The following is a 14,689-nucleotide window of genomic DNA, read 5'->3' as shown; positions in this document are numbered from 1 at the left end:
CCGCTCCGGCGGGTTTTTTTATGCCCGGAGAAAAGCATGGCTGAGCAAAAATCCCGCTTGGTGCTCGAAATTGACAGCCGTGATGCTGAACAGAAGGCAGTCGACGTTCAAAAAGCGCTGGACGCCCTAGAGTCTGCCGGGCTGCGCATCAAGCCAGCCATGGACAAGGCATCTACCGGCCTGGATGGCCTGAGCAAATCAGGCTCTGATGCGGGAAAGTCTGCCGATGGCGCCGGCAAGGCGTGGTCTGCGGCTACCGACGGAATAGGGAAGGGCATTCAGCAAGTAGTCAAAGAGCTTCAGTCGCTGAACACCAAGCAGGACGCCGCCGCCAAACTGATTGAGTCGCTTGGACTCTCGCTGTCGAAGGCTTCTACGTCATTTCTTGATGTGGCCAGCTCTGCCGGGAAGCTAAAGCCAAGCAATGATGCGGCTGCGGCCTCAATCGAAAAAGTTGGCGAGACGGCTGCGCAGGCAGAAGAGCGCTTGCTGGCGATGGCCAAAAGATCGCTTGAGGCGAGCGACTACGTTAAGTCGCTTTCTAACAGCACCGAAAAGGCCGCAAGCAATTTTGATTACGCAGCCGACAAGGCTGAAAGGCTGGCTGATCTTGCCCGCCGAATGCGAGCGGAGTCTAATGCAAACGTTAAGACCAACAACACCCTGGCAGACGGGACAAAGAAGGCTGCTGTAGCAACTGATGAGCAGGCTCAGGCGCTCGAGAAGTTGCTTGGCAAGATCGATCCTGTTTATCGAAAGCTGGCTGAAATTGATGAGCTTGAGAAGGAGCTGGCAAAGAACAAACGGTTTCTCGATGCTGATACCTACGCCGAATATCAGGCAAAGATTACTGCCACACGCAAAACTATCGGCGGTATGGACGACGACCTTAAAGGGCTTAGCCTGACAACAAAAGGTTCTCAGCGAGATGCGGCTCAGCTTCTAAACGCCCTGAAATCGGGCGATTGGCAAGGCGCAGCGCGCAACTTTCAGCAAATTAGCGTTAGCGCTGGAGGGGCAGGAAATGCGGTTAAGTCGCTTGGCGGTTTTGTTGGATCAATCATCAATCCGATCACAGTGGCAGGGGCTGCAGCCGCAAGCCTGGGCTTCATCTTCTACGATGCCGAAAGACAGGTGAGCGCCTTCAACAAGGCGCTTTTTTCTGGCTCTGCAAACTCAGGCCAGACGGCTTCTAGCCTTGCCGCTATTGCAAAATCTGCCGCAGGCTTAAGCGGGAGTATTTCAGCTGCAAATGATGCCGTTATAGCTCTTGCTGGCAGCAGCAGGCTCAGTCGGGCGCAGTTCATTGATCTGGCCCAGGCAGCTGCCGCAATTTCCGAGTACTCCGGGAAGGGAGCTGCCGAAGTTGCAACTGAACTCGCTAGCGTGGGCGACAGCGCGACGAAAGCAGCTGAAAAGATAAGCTCCAAGTACGGGCTTCTCACGAGCGCCCAGTACGAGGTTATTGCCGCGCTTGATGAGCAAGGTCGTAAGCAAGAGGCGCTGGACGTTCTGAGCTCAGCGCTCAACGAGAATGCTCAGCATCGCCTTGAGAAATATCGAGAGTCGCTTTCATCTGTTGAGCGTGGCTGGAACAACATTGCAACGGCAATCAGCAATGCTTACAGCAGGGTCAAGTCTGAGCTGTTCCCTGACCTTGAAAAAGAGGCTGAGCTTATTGAACGGGTGCTTAAAACGCGCAAAGAGGGCGGTATTCTCGGAACTATATCTACCGGCTTAGGCAAGGCAAGCACTGCGTTTGACTCAGCGCTTGGCCTTCCTGATGGTGATTCGACCGAAGCCCTTGAGAAAAAACTTGCGCTAATCAAGCAGCGTCTTGGAGTGACCAAGCAAAGAGCGGCTGAAGAGGCTGCGGCAGATCAAGCAGAGCAGGCCCGGATTGAGGCTCTGAGCAAGTGGGATGCTTTGCACAAGAGGAACTTGTTCGACCAGGCAAAGCTTGAAAACGACATCAAAGAGGCGAAAAAACTCGGTTTGGAGGCAGGGAAATCCCAGGCCGAGATCGACAAAGAAGTCGCCAATGTTCAGGCGAAGTACGACAAGAGCAAGGCCAAGCCCAAAGCCTACCGCGAGGATGCAGGCCTGAAAATGCTGGATGCTGCCCGGCAGACCCAGGCCGTGCTGATCCAGCAGAATGCATCCATCAACGCCCAAGGCATTGCCACGGAACGTGTGGGTGTCCAGGCTCAGGCTTTGATCAAGTGGGAGCAGCAACTTGCAGACATCAAAGGCAAGAAGACGCTCACCGCTGATCAAAAATCGCTGTTGGCCAGCCAAGACCTGATCACCGCTCAATTGAAGAAAAACGCCGCTCTTGAGAAAGAGGCGCAACTCAGCAAGGACACGCTCCAGGCTCAGAAAGATCAGGTCCAACTGCTGATCCTCACCGGGCAACTCCAAAAGGCAAACCAGCTCAAATCATCCCTGGATGATGCGGCCCAGCTTGCCGAGTACGAGCGCCAAGGCAACGTTGAGGCTGCAAAGCGGCTTGAAACCCTGATCAAGATTCGCGATATCAACCTGAAAGCAGCTCAAAAGCCGGGAACCGTTGAAGGCGTTTCAAAAGCCCCGACGGTAACCGGCCTTGATGCATCTGTTGGCGGGGCTTACAGCGAGATTCAGCGTCTGACTGATGAGTCGACAAAACTCGATGCTTGGCGAGAAATGGAACTCGAAAAGCAAAAAGCCTACCTGGACCTCAAGGCTATCAACGAGGAAACCTATGCCTCCCGAGTCGCGAACATCAATCAGCAGGCCCAAGACAATCAAACAAAGATTGAGCAGGCCAAAAACAACGCGGTGCTCTCCTACAGCCAGGACTTCTTCGGAAACATGGCTGCGCTGAGCGCTTCCGGTAATAGCAAGCTTGCTGCGATCGGCAAGGCGGCAGCAATTGCCCAGGCGACGATTCAGGGCTACGTGGCTGTGCAAAACGCCCTTGCAGTTCAGCCTTATCCGTTGGGCGTGGCCTTGGCCATATCGGCAGGCATTGCGGCGGCGGCAAACGTTGCGGCTATCTCGGGTGTTGGATTCTCTGGTGGCGGCTACACCGGGGCTGGCGGGGTTAACGAATATGCGGGCGATGTGCACAAAGGCGAAGTCGTCTGGAGCCAGGCCGATATCCGCCGTCACGGCGGCGTGGCCACGGTCGAGGCGCTGCGCAAGGGCAACGTTTCTCCGATTCGCCCTGGTGCAACAGGTTCGGGCTCAGGCTCGGGCGGGCAAGAGGCGGGCGCCGAAAAACCAAGCGGGGGAAATCTCACTGTCCACAACTACGGCGGCGTCCCATTTGAAACTCAACGGGACGGTAATGACTGGAAGGTCTTCATTAACCGAGCCAAGCGCGAGATTGCCGGTGACCTTGCCAGCGGCAATGGCGATATCACGCGAGCGCTGACAAATGGCTACGGGCTGCGGAGGGTGCCTCGATGAGTATTTTAAAAAGGCTCTACGCAAGCTCCGGGCCTGAAATCATTCACCCGGTGCTAAAGGTCACGGACGGCATCACCACGTATTACCTCACCAACGGCTGGGATGAGCTGGTGGTGGGGCTGGGGAATGGTTCGGTTGTGACGTGCACGCCGTGCGGCATGGAGCTGGCTATCCCGGCGCGCAACGACGACGGGACTCAGGATCTGAACTTTGCCCTGAGCAACGTCGACGGCCAGGCGTCGGGCTTCATCCGCGCCGCGATCAAGGACGGTCGCGAAATGCACCTGGAGTTGTTCACTTTCACCTCAAACGATTTGGGAGCGCCGGCCACTGCGCCGAGCCGCTTCAAGATCAAAGGCGGGCAGTGCACAGCAAGTCAGGTGTCCGTCACCGCTGGCTACTTCAACCTGCTGGACACCAACTTCCTGCGCAACACCTACAACCTCGTCAAATTCCCGGGCATTCGCTACCTATGAACCTCGAAAAATACACCCTCGGCCAATACGTCGAGGGCGGCCGACTGTGGCCGCACGTTGACTGTTACGGCCTGGTGTTGGAGGTGCGTCGGGACTTGGGCCTGCCGGATTGGCCTGAGTGGTCGGAAATGCGCAAGGCGGATGGCGGCCTGGTGCGAGCCTGCAAGGAAATGATCCAGACCCAGTTGACGCTCTGCGAGCCAGACCACGGTGTTGCTGCCGTGGCCTATCGCGGGAGCGTGCAGGATCACATCGGGATCGTGGTCAGGATCAGCGGCTTGCTTGAGGTGCTGGAGATCAACAAGGGCCGCAACGTCAGTTTCACCCCTCTGCGCCGCTTTGAGCGCCGGTTTTTCAGCGTGGAGTACTACCGATGATTCGCATCTACCCAAGCCGCCTGGAGGGCGCGCCGCTGGAGAGTCACGCTATTGCTGAGCCGATCCTGCTGGTGGACTGGCTGAAAGGCCAGGCGCCTGACTTCGAATTGGATCGCGAGCACCCGATTTTCATTGAAGTTGATGGCGTGGTGTTGCCGGTAGAGCGCTGGGCAACGTTTGTTGTGCTGCCGGACACGGACCTGCGGATCTACCCGCAAGTGCGCGGCGCCGTGGCGATTGTTGCGTGGGTGGCGGTAGCGCTTGCAGCCGTATCGCTGGTCATGATGATGAGCATGACCACACCCGGCATGACGCAGCCGGGGCAGGGGAAATCACTCGACACCAACCCGGCGAAGGTTAACCGGGCAAAGGTGAATGAGCCGGTCCCTGAAATCCTTGGTCGCAGCAAAATTTACCCGGACTGCGTAGTGCAGCCGGTGTCACGGTTCGTCAATAAGCGCGAAATGCACACCAGCCTGTGCTTGTGCCTTGGTGCCGGGGAGCTGTCGACACTGGCCAGCAGTATCAAGATCGGCGACACGCCGGTTGCAGCCTTCGGCTCTGATGTGTCGCACAAGTTTTACAAGCCCGGCGCGAGCCTGGCGGGTGATCGCCGGGCCGAAAACTGGTACATCGTAGGCGAGGTGGGCGGTACCAGTGCCGGTACGGCTGGCCTGGACACGGCATCGACAGCTTCGGGCGGTTCGTCCGTGGTGGCTGATGCGCTGGTTCTGGCCGGGCTGAGTGTCAGCCTGGCCGGTGCCAACCCTGAGTTTCCAGATAACTGGGCCGTGGGCACCACCGTCACGCTGAAAGCACCCAACACCTTCAAGGTCAGCAACGCGGGGTCGTACACCCAGATTGCTGGCCCGTTGGGTGATCTGGCCCCTTTCGTGGGGATGAAGGTCACGCTGTCGGTTGATACGGATTATGACCTGGTGGTGGCCAGCTACTCGCCATACGTTCCGCCTGTTCCTGGCACCGGCGGCAACCCGTCATCGGTTCAGGCTTCCTCTTCGCCAACCACTTACGATTTCAGTGATACCTCTGCGGTCTGGACGATAACCTACCGGGGCGACAGCCGAACCATATCGCTGGCTTCAGACTTCGTGAACATGAGCGGCGTGGTGTCGGCAATTAACGCCCAGCTTTCAGGTATTGGCCTGACCGCGCAGGACAATTCGGGGCGACTCCTGATTGCTGAGCCGTACAGCCCCTACAAAGGCGGGTCTATATCGCAGTCCAACGCACCGGTTGCGTTGTTTGGCGTGGGGCCGGTTTATACCGTCGGTACCGCCTCGGCGGGTGGTGTTGCGGAGCGCGAGGCCTTCATTACGCTGCGTTACGACAGCGGCGCCCCCTTTGCCGGGCTGAATGACGGGGCGCAACGCATGTCGATCGGATATCGCGGTCAGCGGTACCGGATTGCCAGCCTGGATGCATTGACCATGACGGTTCAGCGCCTAAACGATGCGGGCAATGTCGACTCGGGGTGGTCAGGATTTGCCGCTCGCACGCTGCTGGACTTTGCGCTGGGCTCTGACTTTGTTGGCTCGCTCAACTGGCTTGGCTCGTTTATGGGCACTCCAGAGCAAGAACTGACAGACACCCTTGAGTATGACTTTTACCTCCCTGCCGGGCTGGCCTGGTACAAAAGCAACGGTCACCGCCGAGCGGGTACGGTCATAGTCCATGTCAACTGGCGGGATGCTGCGGTGGGTGGCGCCTGGAGCAACGTCGTGCACACCATCACCGAAAGCACCGAGGATGCCCTGGGGTTCACGTTCACGTTGAAGCTTCCGTATCGGATGCGCCCTCAGATCCGCGTGCGCCGGGATGCGCCGCAAGAGGGTGGGAACACACGGGACACGGTTTACTGGTTTGGTCTTCGCTCAAAGCTGGATGCACCCACCTCATACGAGGGCGTGACCATCTTCACAGCGGATATCAGGACGGGCGACCGTCTTGGGGCTCAGTCAGATCGTCGTGTCAGCATGGTCTCTGAGCGGCTTTACGAGGGCAAGGCAGGGCGCACAATCAGCGGCGCCGCGCTTCATGTTCTTGATAGTCGCGGCATTGATCGCAGTGAAATCGACGTAGCCACACTCAATGAGTTGGAGGCTCAGTTCTGGACGCCCCGAGGCGAGACGTTCGACTTTGCCTTTACCGATCAGGTGACGGTGCGCGAGGCGCTGCAAACCATCTTCGCCGCAGGCATGAGCCACTTGCGGTTGGCTGACGGGCTTATCGGTTGTACCCGCGAGGGCGTGCAACCTTCGCGCGGCCCGATCACCAACCACGAAATGACGACTGAACTGGTTTCCACGTTCAAGGCGATCAGTTCGGACGACTTTGACGGCGTGGACGTCAAGTACATGAGTCCGCAAACCTGGGCTATCGAAACGGTTCAGTGCCGTTTTGAGGGAAGCCTGGGCCTGAAGGTTGATGTACTCGAGCTTGATGGCGTGCAGAGCCGAGATCGAGCATGGCGGATCGGCATGCGCCAGTTGCGCAAGCACCTGTACCAACGCTGGAGTTACTCAGGCAACACCGATCTGGAGGCGCTGTGCTTTGAACGGCTTGACCACGTGACGCTGGCCGATGACATACCGGGCACCAGTCAGTCGGCATTGATTGTTGATGCCGAATTGGTGGGCGATAGCGTGGTGCTTGAACTGACCGAGCCGCTGGACTGGGATATAGAAAATCCCCGCGTCCTGCTTCGTCGTCACGACGGCTCAGGCACACCTCTGATCGTGCCGACTCGACTGTCTGATTCCACAATGAGCATCCCGGCCAAGGCCCTGGACTTTAACCTGATCACTGACCTTTCGATTGAGCCTGCGCGCTTGCTGTTCGCGGCCTCAACGCAGGTCGGCTACAGCGCCATGCTAACCGAAATCGCGCCCGACCCCGACGGCTCTTGCAGCTTCTCAGGGGTCGAGTATCGCGACTACTACTACGCCGACGACGACAATTACGCACCTACATAAGGACTGCACATGCTTACCTATCCGGAGGGCTTGTCCCTGCCGCTGCGGGAGGGTTATGGCTTCACGCCTGTCAGTCCGATAAAGCGGTCAAACAAGGTGAGTGGCCGCGCCGTGCAGCGGCGGCTTTATTCAAGCGTGCCCACCACGGCCAACGTGTCGTGGCTGTTTACCGCTGAGCAGGCGCAGCTTTTCGAGGGCTTTTGCAAGTGGGAGCTTGGCTGGGCTGCCTGGTTTCTCTGCCCGATCAGAACCCCGCTGGGTCTTAAGCTAACCCGCGTCAGGTTCACTGACGACTTCTATCAGGGCCCCGAGCTTGTCGGGGTCAACATGTGGCGCTACTCGGCCACGGTCGAACTGTTTGAAATGCCGGTCGTCAACGAGGCCGAGTACGTCAGCCTGCTGGCAGGTATGGATATTGGTGTCATGAATGCCCAACTCCGAGGCATGATGCAGCGCTGGTACACAAAGTCCTGGCCCGGCGCCAAATAACCCCACTCGAAACTTATTTTTTAATTCCCATGCCCGCCACCGCGCGGGCTTTTTTGTGCCTGGAGTATTTATGAGCGGAGCCGATGATCTCGCACGCCTGACGGTTACGATTGATAAGGCCAACGAGCTGTTCCTGTCGGAAGAGCCAAAGATGGTCGATGTGGGGGGCGGGGTAATGCGCCCAACTAACGCCAAGGTGCTGGCCGATCTGGCAACTCAGATGAATGGTGCGCAGATTTATACGTCTGTGGCTTTAGGGTTGGCGAGTACTGCACAAGGCAGTTATTTCAGTGTGCCCAGCCCTGAGTCTGTCGAGTACCTGATCCTCTATCTGAACAACAGAGGGGCCCCTTTAGAGATAAAGCGCTACCCAAGCAGTAAAGGTTTGGATAGTGCGCGTGCGCAGTGGCTTGCTGCTGATGCAGACCCTTCCGGCTCTGTAACTCAGATCCTTGATGCAATTTCGACATTGCGGATCAAAGGCGGGAACAAGGCTAGGACATATCGCATCATAATCATGGCTAAAAATGATGCTGCTTATGCAGATCGCATCCAGATTGCCGATGATCTTGGCAATAACTGGTCATTCACAGGGGCAGCTGCTGGTAAAGACGATGGCCCTGTTAGTTTGACACTTACCGGTACCGCAGGAACCTCTTTTGTAGCGCTCATCGATTATCGCAAGATCGCGGGTAATGGCGTGATCTTCAACAGCTCCACCTCTATGGCGCTGAAGCTGTCGTCCAGAATTTTCGGCCTGGCCGATATCGACACTGGCGTGGCTGCCGCTTCAGCCGAAGCTGCCACTGCCAATGATGGTGTCAGCGATGTAAGGGCGAGGTTTCCAAACCCTTGGCGCGACCTGACGACCGATCCTACGACCAATGCCAGTCAGGCTCAGGTGCTTGCTTCTATTCTTGCCGTTCAGGCGAAGAACGGCGACAGAACAAAGCAGTACAAAATTTCGGTGTTGTGCAAGGATGATCCGGCGGCAAAAGACCGCCTTATTATTCAAGACAGCCCAGCAACTCGAAGCTGGTCATTCAATGGCGAAGTCCAAGGCAAGGCTTCAGGTCCAGTTTGGGTCAAGGTTGTGAGCGCTGACAATGACACAAGCTTCGATGTGCTTATTGATTATCGCCAGATCCTGACCACAGGGGTCATCCTTAATACGACGGGTAATCTATTCAAGTTATCACCGCAGATTTTTGAATGGGATCGTCTTCGCGCAGAATTTCCGGCTATTCCTCCAGTTGCATCGTCGACTCCTGCCACAGCCTTGGCTCGGGCGATTCGTGTTTCCGTCGCTGGCAGCTCAATCACTTGGGGTAGTGGCTGGCTTGGCGAAGATTCATATGTCGGTGATGTAGAGCGCTACCTGCGTAACGAGCTGGCCACCACCTTGCATGGTACGGACTTCGCTCTGACTGGTACCTCCGCAACTGTTGCCAACAAGCTGTTTTACAAAGGGGCAGCGTTGCGCCTGCAGGGCGTAAACACCGAGGTCCGCTTTGACCTGTACGGTGATGAGCTGTCTCTCTGTATTGCCCGTGAACGCGGTAACACTGGGGCGTCCAAGGTTGAGGTTTACGCGGACGGCGCGCTGCTGGATACCTTTACCACCTGGAACGATGAACCGTTTGCGACTGGTCAGCGTGCGAGCTTTACCGGCGACGGGACAACACGCCAGTTTGATCTTGGCCAAGCCTTTACTTATGGGCACAGCGTCACGGTGGACGGGGCAGCAAAAAACGCGCAAATGAATACAGGCGGCTACGGCGCTGGCTTCCCGGCCGGTGTTGATGTCTTGGTGATTCGCAAGCTGGTGACGGTAAGTGGTGTTCCGCAGGTGCGTCATTTCTTGTGGTTTGCTGTGGCGCCTGCCAGCGGCGCGGCAATTGCCGCCTCCTTTTCGGCGGGAGAGTCGATCACTTATGTGCGCGGAACTGTCGGGCAGACTGCCCAGGCACTGACCAGTGCCAACGAGTCGCCCTATGGTGACGGTAATGTGGCGTTTGATCCGGCTAACCCGGCTAATCTTTCGTCAGGGCTTGGCTTTCGCGAAACCGACCCGAGAGCCGTGGTTAGCTGGAGTTTCAACACGACAGCTAAGCGCGCTTTTCGGGTAAAAATTGTCGGCCTAGATCCTCGCGCAACCGGTACCCCGCAGCTCTATTTGAATGCGGCGACCAACCGCATGCATCATCTGCAGAATGCCGGCATTGGTGGCTGGACGGCTGCTTTGTTGCTCAATGACAGCGGGCTCAACAACATTGCCGCCGTTCAGCGCTTTCAGCCGGATGTGTTGTTGTTTGAGAGCTGCACCAACGACGACTGGCAGACTCATGTGGATCGGGCGTGGCGCAGCCGAACCGGCCTGACTGATGCCCAGGTGCGCGGCGATGAAACCTCCAACTGGTTCCATGCTGTCACGTACGTGGGGCCCAACAATTACAGCGTCGACGACAACCGTATGTTGATTACGGCGATCACCGAGAACTCTGTGACATTCGATGGTGTAGGCGCTGCGTTCTCGGTGGTACCTGGTGATGTTGTGATTTTGGGCGACTTCAAGGGGGATAACCGGCGCTTATCCTGCCGCGTGGTTAAGGGTTGGGATTCGGCCAATCGTCGTTTGACCTGGGCCAGACCGCTCAACCCGCGTGAACTAACCCATATCAACAGCCTGAATGACCTGGTTGGCAGCACCGCCATGGTTAAGGGCGCTCCGGCTTGGGTTTCCAACGTGGAGGCGGTTATCGACGGAGTGCGCGCAGCACTGCCAGAGTGCGCTATCGCCATTGGTACAGGCGGTATTCCCAACTTCTACAATCGTCGTTTGGAAGGCTATCGCGAGTTGGCGGCTGATATTGCGCGGCGCAAGGCCGTGTTGTTTGAAGACTTCTATGCTCGCACTCTTGCTTGGCAGTACACCCAGCCTGCGACGGCCCAGCTGTATATCGATTCAAGCCAGGGCACTGTGAGTACAGGGGCTAGCGCATACACGTTGTACTTGAACAGCGGCAGCAAGCCCAATCCGTTAACTGATAGCAATGCCAACCTTTATCGGGGCTGGTCTGTGAAGGTCGATGGCGTGGAACGAATCAATCGCGGGTGCCACATCGCAGGCGGTTACAAGTCTGGCTGGCCCGGTAGCGTGACACAAATGTCAAAAAGCAATGTCGGGGTGATTGGAGATGACTACCGGCTTGTGTTTGAAACAAATCCTCCCGCAGTTGGAGCTGTCATTGTGGTGAAGCGCGCTGCTGCAAAGTGGGCCACTGATGACACACACCCAGGAGCCCTCGGCATCCCTGTGTTTGGCCAAGCTGCTATCGCGGCTCTTGGCCAGGCTTCGCGACTGGCTGTAGCCGCATGCGGGATGAAACCTTAAAAATCGGAAGTTCGACCCGCTTCGGCGGGTTGTAGTTGGAGAAACCCATGCCCATCACATCGCAGCAACTGCTGCAGACTCTAGCGAATCTCGAACAAGTATCAGTTAGGTGATTAGTCGCTAGACGCTTAACGGCGAATATGAATTTTTCCCATCGTCAAATTGCTGCGGAAAGTACCGGTGTCTCCACGAATTGCGTACAGCGTTGCTCTATAAAAGGATATCCATCTCGAACAGTGAAGGCTTCGAATTTTTTTATACGCCCACAGCCAGCCACGCTTCGAGACTGTTCCCATGATGTGCATCTGCTCTATTTATTGGAATTTGAAATATAGCAATTTGCTATTGGTGGTGGAGGTTCTGGAACTTTGACATTTTATAACACCAAGTTTTTACCTCCCTACTAAATACTCATCATTTACGGGCCGCGTGGAGCATTGCCCTTACGTTGCTCTTTCTCCCGGAGAAGGCTATGCCAATCACAGTGCAGCAACTGCTGCAGATCCTCCCGAACGCCGGCCAGGTTGCCGGCTTTTTTGTTCCTGTCTTAAACACTGCAATGAATCGGTACCAAATCGTTGGCCCGAAGCGCATTTCAGCCTTCATCGCGCAGGTCGGCCATGAGTCCGGTCAGTTGACGCGCCTGGTGGAGAACCTGAACTACAGCGCTGACGGGCTGGCCAACACCTGGCCCAATCGCTACGCCGAGCCGGACGGCAAGGACGGCTACTTCAAAGTGCTGATCAAGGACAGGCAGCGCAACAAGCCCAATGCCTTGGGCCTGAGACTTGCCGGCAATCCTGAGCAGATCGCCAACAACGTCTATTCCGGACGCATGGGCAACACCGCGCCGGGCGACGGCTGGAAGTATCGCGGGCGCGGCCTGATCCAGCTCACCGGCAAGACCAACTACAGGCTGTGCGGCGAAGCGCTGGGCGTGGATCTGCTCACACAGCCTGAACTGTTGGAGAAGGCGCAACACGCCTGCATGGCCGCCGCATGGTTCTGGTTCAGCAGCGAGCTGAACTCGCTCGCCGACAAGGGCGATATCGAAACAATCACCCGGCGCGTGAACGGTGGGCTGACGGGATTGGCTGATCGCCAGGCAATCTACGCCCGGGCGCTGAAGGTGTTGGCATGACCCCCATTGCGTGGAAGTTCGCCGGAATAGGCCTTGCCCTTGCTCTGATGTTGAGCTTGGGTGCCGCTGGCGGGGTTTGGCTCGCTGCCAACCACTACAGGCCATTGCTGGATACCTCTAACGCCGACCTAGTCAAGGCCAAACTGGCCCGCGACAACCTTGAAGAGCTGGCGGGTGAGCAGGGCCACAAGCTGGGCGAGCTGGTTGCTGCTGGCGAACTGCGAGAGCGGAACGCGGCCCAGGCGATTGCCAAGGCCAAGGAAGAGGCCGGGGCAGATTACGCCGCAGCCAACAGATTGATGCAGGAGCGAACCGGCGGCGATCCGGCCGAGGCTGCTGCTTCAATCATTGATCAGGAGTTGGGTTTGTGAACTACAAAAGCAGCTGCAAAGTATTCCAAAAATTATTCACTGCCTGCTTTCTAATGATATTGGTCGGGTGTGGTACTCGTGATCCCGAGGTACGCAATGTGCGTGTCGAAGTTCCGGTGTTGGTCCCATGTAAGTCGCAGGAGGTCGCAGTGCCGCCATGGGCGGCGGCAGGATTGCAAAAGGATGACTCGCTCGAAGTGAAGCTTAGGTCTCTACTGGCTGAGCGCCGTCAGAGAATTGGCTACGAGAAGCAGCTGATAGCAGTAATAACTGCTTGTCAATAGGGATCATATTTGCGCGACCATAATTACACGGTAGTTGTTGCTACAGATTCTCATTATTGATTTGGCAATACGAATCTCAACCAAAATAAATTTTTCATCTATGATCTTGATGATATGCTCAAATTTCGCATACGACGTAAGCGATTCATGGATGGATAAAAAATGGCAAACAAGCATTTAATTCAAGTCATCGCAATTACTAGCGCTAAGGGCGGGGTCGGTAAGACTACGGTTGCTGTAAATCTTTCAATAGCTCTAGCCAAGCTTGGAAGGCGAGTTTTATTATTTGATGCGAATTTAGGGCTGGCTGGCGTAGATTCCATGCTTGATTTAAAGCCGAAATATACACTGCAAGACGTTCTTGAGGGGAGAAAAAGTTTAGAAGAAGTAGTAGTGTCCGGGCCGTGCGGTGTTAGTATTGTTCCTGCAGCATCAGGCGTTGAGTATATGTCTGAACTGCCACTTATTCAACATGCAGGATTGATCCAGGCTTTTAGCTCTCTTGCTGATAATATCGATGCTCTTATAATCGATACTGCTTCAGGTCTGAATGGCACTGCAATAGATTTTGTTAGCGCTGCAAATGAGGTTTTAATAGTAGTATGTGATGAGTATTCTTCGATTGTCAGTGCTTCGGTTCTTATAAGACTTTTAAGTGTCAGTTATAGAGTCAGTCGCTTTAGAGTTTTGGTTAATATGGTAAGAGGCTGTCAGTCTGGATATCGAGTCTATGAATCATTATTAAGGTCAATTAATCATATTCATGATGTGTCAGTCTTTTATGCTGGCTCCATACCTTATGATGAGCAAATTTATCAATCTGTAAAAATGAGGCGCGCAGTACAAGAAGTTTTCCCCAAGGCCCGATCTGCTAAGAGTTTGAGTATGATTGCTCTAAAAGCTGATGCGTGGCCTATACGGGAAAACTCATCTGGCCGCCTGGAATATTTTTGCGAAAACATAATAAAAAATTCAACTGGAGCGAATTTATTAGCTGTGTGAATTTGCTTTTATGTTTGTGCCTCTAAGCTCTGCGCCATGAGGCACTTGTTTTATTAAAATTCTTTATGCTGTGCGTATATTTTAATTGCGGAATCGATATATTTTGAGTTGTATTCGATAACCTCTAGTGCCCCTCTAACATTTCTTCCTACATCTATTGATCCTCTCTGCTCAATCCACTTTGTAAGCTCCATTATAGCTGCTTCTAAGGCTAGTTGGTTTTCGTTTATTCTATGGAGTAGCATGGGCAGTAGTTCGGGATTAGACATGATAATTTTCCATTAAAATATCTCTGTAGTTTTTGGTGATTTCAATTGAGATAATGGTTTTTATTGAATTTTATTTTTTTTTAAATTCTTAAATCGAGCGGCAGTTTTTTGGGGGAGGTGATCCAAAGTATAAATGTGCATTCATGCAGTGTGCGCGCACTTTGGACATGCATCCAGCGTCTGAAAAAATCAACATACGTCTCTGGCACAGCTGAAAAGGTGCATTTTAAGCTATTCTGATTGTCTGGATTTAAATGTAATCTCTCGATTATTGAGATTTTTTATCCGGCCTTGCTCTTCTCTTCTTAAGCGATCTGTCAAACCCGCACTAAGCTGGGAGGCTAATTTTCTGATTCTTATAGCATTTCAGTTTTTTTGCAAGCACTGCTGGGGGGGAGGAAGTTTTAAGATACGAGTGACGTTTGAGTGCCTGTTCGTGG

The 14,689-nt window shown here is 54.9% G+C and carries 10 protein-coding genes; 9 read left to right on the top strand and 1 reads right to left on the bottom strand.

The annotated features are described in order from the left end of the window. Positions 1–36 precede the first annotated feature (36 nt). The 9 genes from TU84_RS19230 (at position 37) to TU84_RS25705 (ending at position 13,980) form a co-directional block, all read left to right on the top strand. Positions 37–3,453: a phage tail length tape measure family protein gene (locus TU84_RS19230; protein WP_053225268.1), complete on the top strand. Its 3,417-nt coding sequence runs from the start codon at positions 37–39 to the stop codon at positions 3,451–3,453. After that, positions 3,450–3,929: a DUF1833 family protein gene (locus TU84_RS19225; protein WP_048371836.1), complete on the top strand. Its 480-nt coding sequence runs from the start codon at positions 3,450–3,452 to the stop codon at positions 3,927–3,929. The genes TU84_RS19230 and TU84_RS19225 overlap by 4 nt, the downstream gene beginning before the upstream one ends. After that, entirely contained in the window at positions 3,926–4,306 is a 381-nt protein-coding gene (locus TU84_RS19220) for a hypothetical protein (protein WP_048371834.1), read from the top strand. Before TU84_RS19225 ends, TU84_RS19220 begins: the two co-directional genes overlap by 4 nt. Next, a complete protein-coding gene (locus TU84_RS19215; RefSeq protein ID WP_048371832.1) occupies positions 4,303–7,299 on the top strand; it encodes a host specificity factor TipJ family phage tail protein in 2,997 nt (998 codons plus the stop codon). The genes TU84_RS19220 and TU84_RS19215 overlap by 4 nt, the downstream gene beginning before the upstream one ends. Before the next feature lie 9 nt (positions 7,300–7,308). Further along, entirely contained in the window at positions 7,309–7,788 is a 480-nt protein-coding gene (locus tag TU84_RS19210; protein WP_048371830.1) for a hypothetical protein, read from the top strand. A gap of 70 nt (positions 7,789–7,858) precedes the next feature. After that, positions 7,859–11,182, top strand: coding sequence for a hypothetical protein (locus tag TU84_RS19205; protein ID WP_048371827.1), 3,324 nt, complete (start codon positions 7,859–7,861; stop codon positions 11,180–11,182). A 472-nt stretch (positions 11,183–11,654) separates the two neighbouring features. Then, complete coding sequence (locus TU84_RS19200) at positions 11,655–12,323, top strand: glycoside hydrolase family 19 protein (RefSeq protein WP_048371826.1); 669 nt, start codon at positions 11,655–11,657, stop codon at positions 12,321–12,323. Further along, positions 12,320–12,694, top strand: coding sequence for a hypothetical protein (locus TU84_RS19195; RefSeq protein ID WP_048371824.1), 375 nt, complete (start codon positions 12,320–12,322; stop codon positions 12,692–12,694). The genes TU84_RS19200 and TU84_RS19195 overlap by 4 nt, the downstream gene beginning before the upstream one ends. 446 nt (positions 12,695–13,140) lie before the next feature. Further along, positions 13,141–13,980 (top strand): MinD/ParA family protein, encoded by an 840-nt coding sequence (locus TU84_RS25705; protein ID WP_082148767.1) that lies wholly within the window; start codon positions 13,141–13,143, stop codon positions 13,978–13,980. Positions 13,981–14,033: 53 nt separating this feature from the next. Here the strand turns inward: TU84_RS25705 and TU84_RS19185 are convergent, their stop codons facing one another. Then, the gene (locus tag TU84_RS19185) at positions 14,034–14,249 is read right to left on the bottom strand and encodes a hypothetical protein (protein ID WP_048371822.1); all 216 of its coding nucleotides are present in this window, start codon (positions 14,247–14,249) and stop codon (positions 14,034–14,036) included. Between the last annotated feature and the right edge of the window lie 440 nt (positions 14,250–14,689).

This window comes from Pseudomonas helleri (genome assembly GCF_001043025.1).
Classification (GTDB): Bacteria; Pseudomonadota; Gammaproteobacteria; order Pseudomonadales; family Pseudomonadaceae; genus Aquipseudomonas; species Aquipseudomonas helleri.
This window is presented reverse-complemented; position numbering and strand designations above follow the sequence as displayed.

Coding starts and splice junctions, on each gene's coding strand:
- TU84_RS19200 (WP_048371826.1), top strand. CDS start 11,655: ATGCCAATCACAGTGCAGCAACTGCTGCAGATCCTCCCGAACGCCGGC.
- TU84_RS19205 (WP_048371827.1), top strand. CDS start 7,859: ATGAGCGGAGCCGATGATCTCGCACGCCTGACGGTTACGATTGATAAG.
- TU84_RS19225 (WP_048371836.1), top strand. CDS start 3,450: ATGAGTATTTTAAAAAGGCTCTACGCAAGCTCCGGGCCTGAAATCATT.
- TU84_RS19220 (WP_048371834.1), top strand. CDS start 3,926: ATGAACCTCGAAAAATACACCCTCGGCCAATACGTCGAGGGCGGCCGA.
- TU84_RS19185 (WP_048371822.1), bottom strand. CDS start 14,249: ATGTCTAATCCCGAACTACTGCCCATGCTACTCCATAGAATAAACGAA.
- TU84_RS19210 (WP_048371830.1), top strand. CDS start 7,309: ATGCTTACCTATCCGGAGGGCTTGTCCCTGCCGCTGCGGGAGGGTTAT.
- TU84_RS25705 (WP_082148767.1), top strand. CDS start 13,141: ATGGCAAACAAGCATTTAATTCAAGTCATCGCAATTACTAGCGCTAAG.
- TU84_RS19230 (WP_053225268.1), top strand. CDS start 37: ATGGCTGAGCAAAAATCCCGCTTGGTGCTCGAAATTGACAGCCGTGAT.
- TU84_RS19195 (WP_048371824.1), top strand. CDS start 12,320: ATGACCCCCATTGCGTGGAAGTTCGCCGGAATAGGCCTTGCCCTTGCT.
- TU84_RS19215 (WP_048371832.1), top strand. CDS start 4,303: ATGATTCGCATCTACCCAAGCCGCCTGGAGGGCGCGCCGCTGGAGAGT.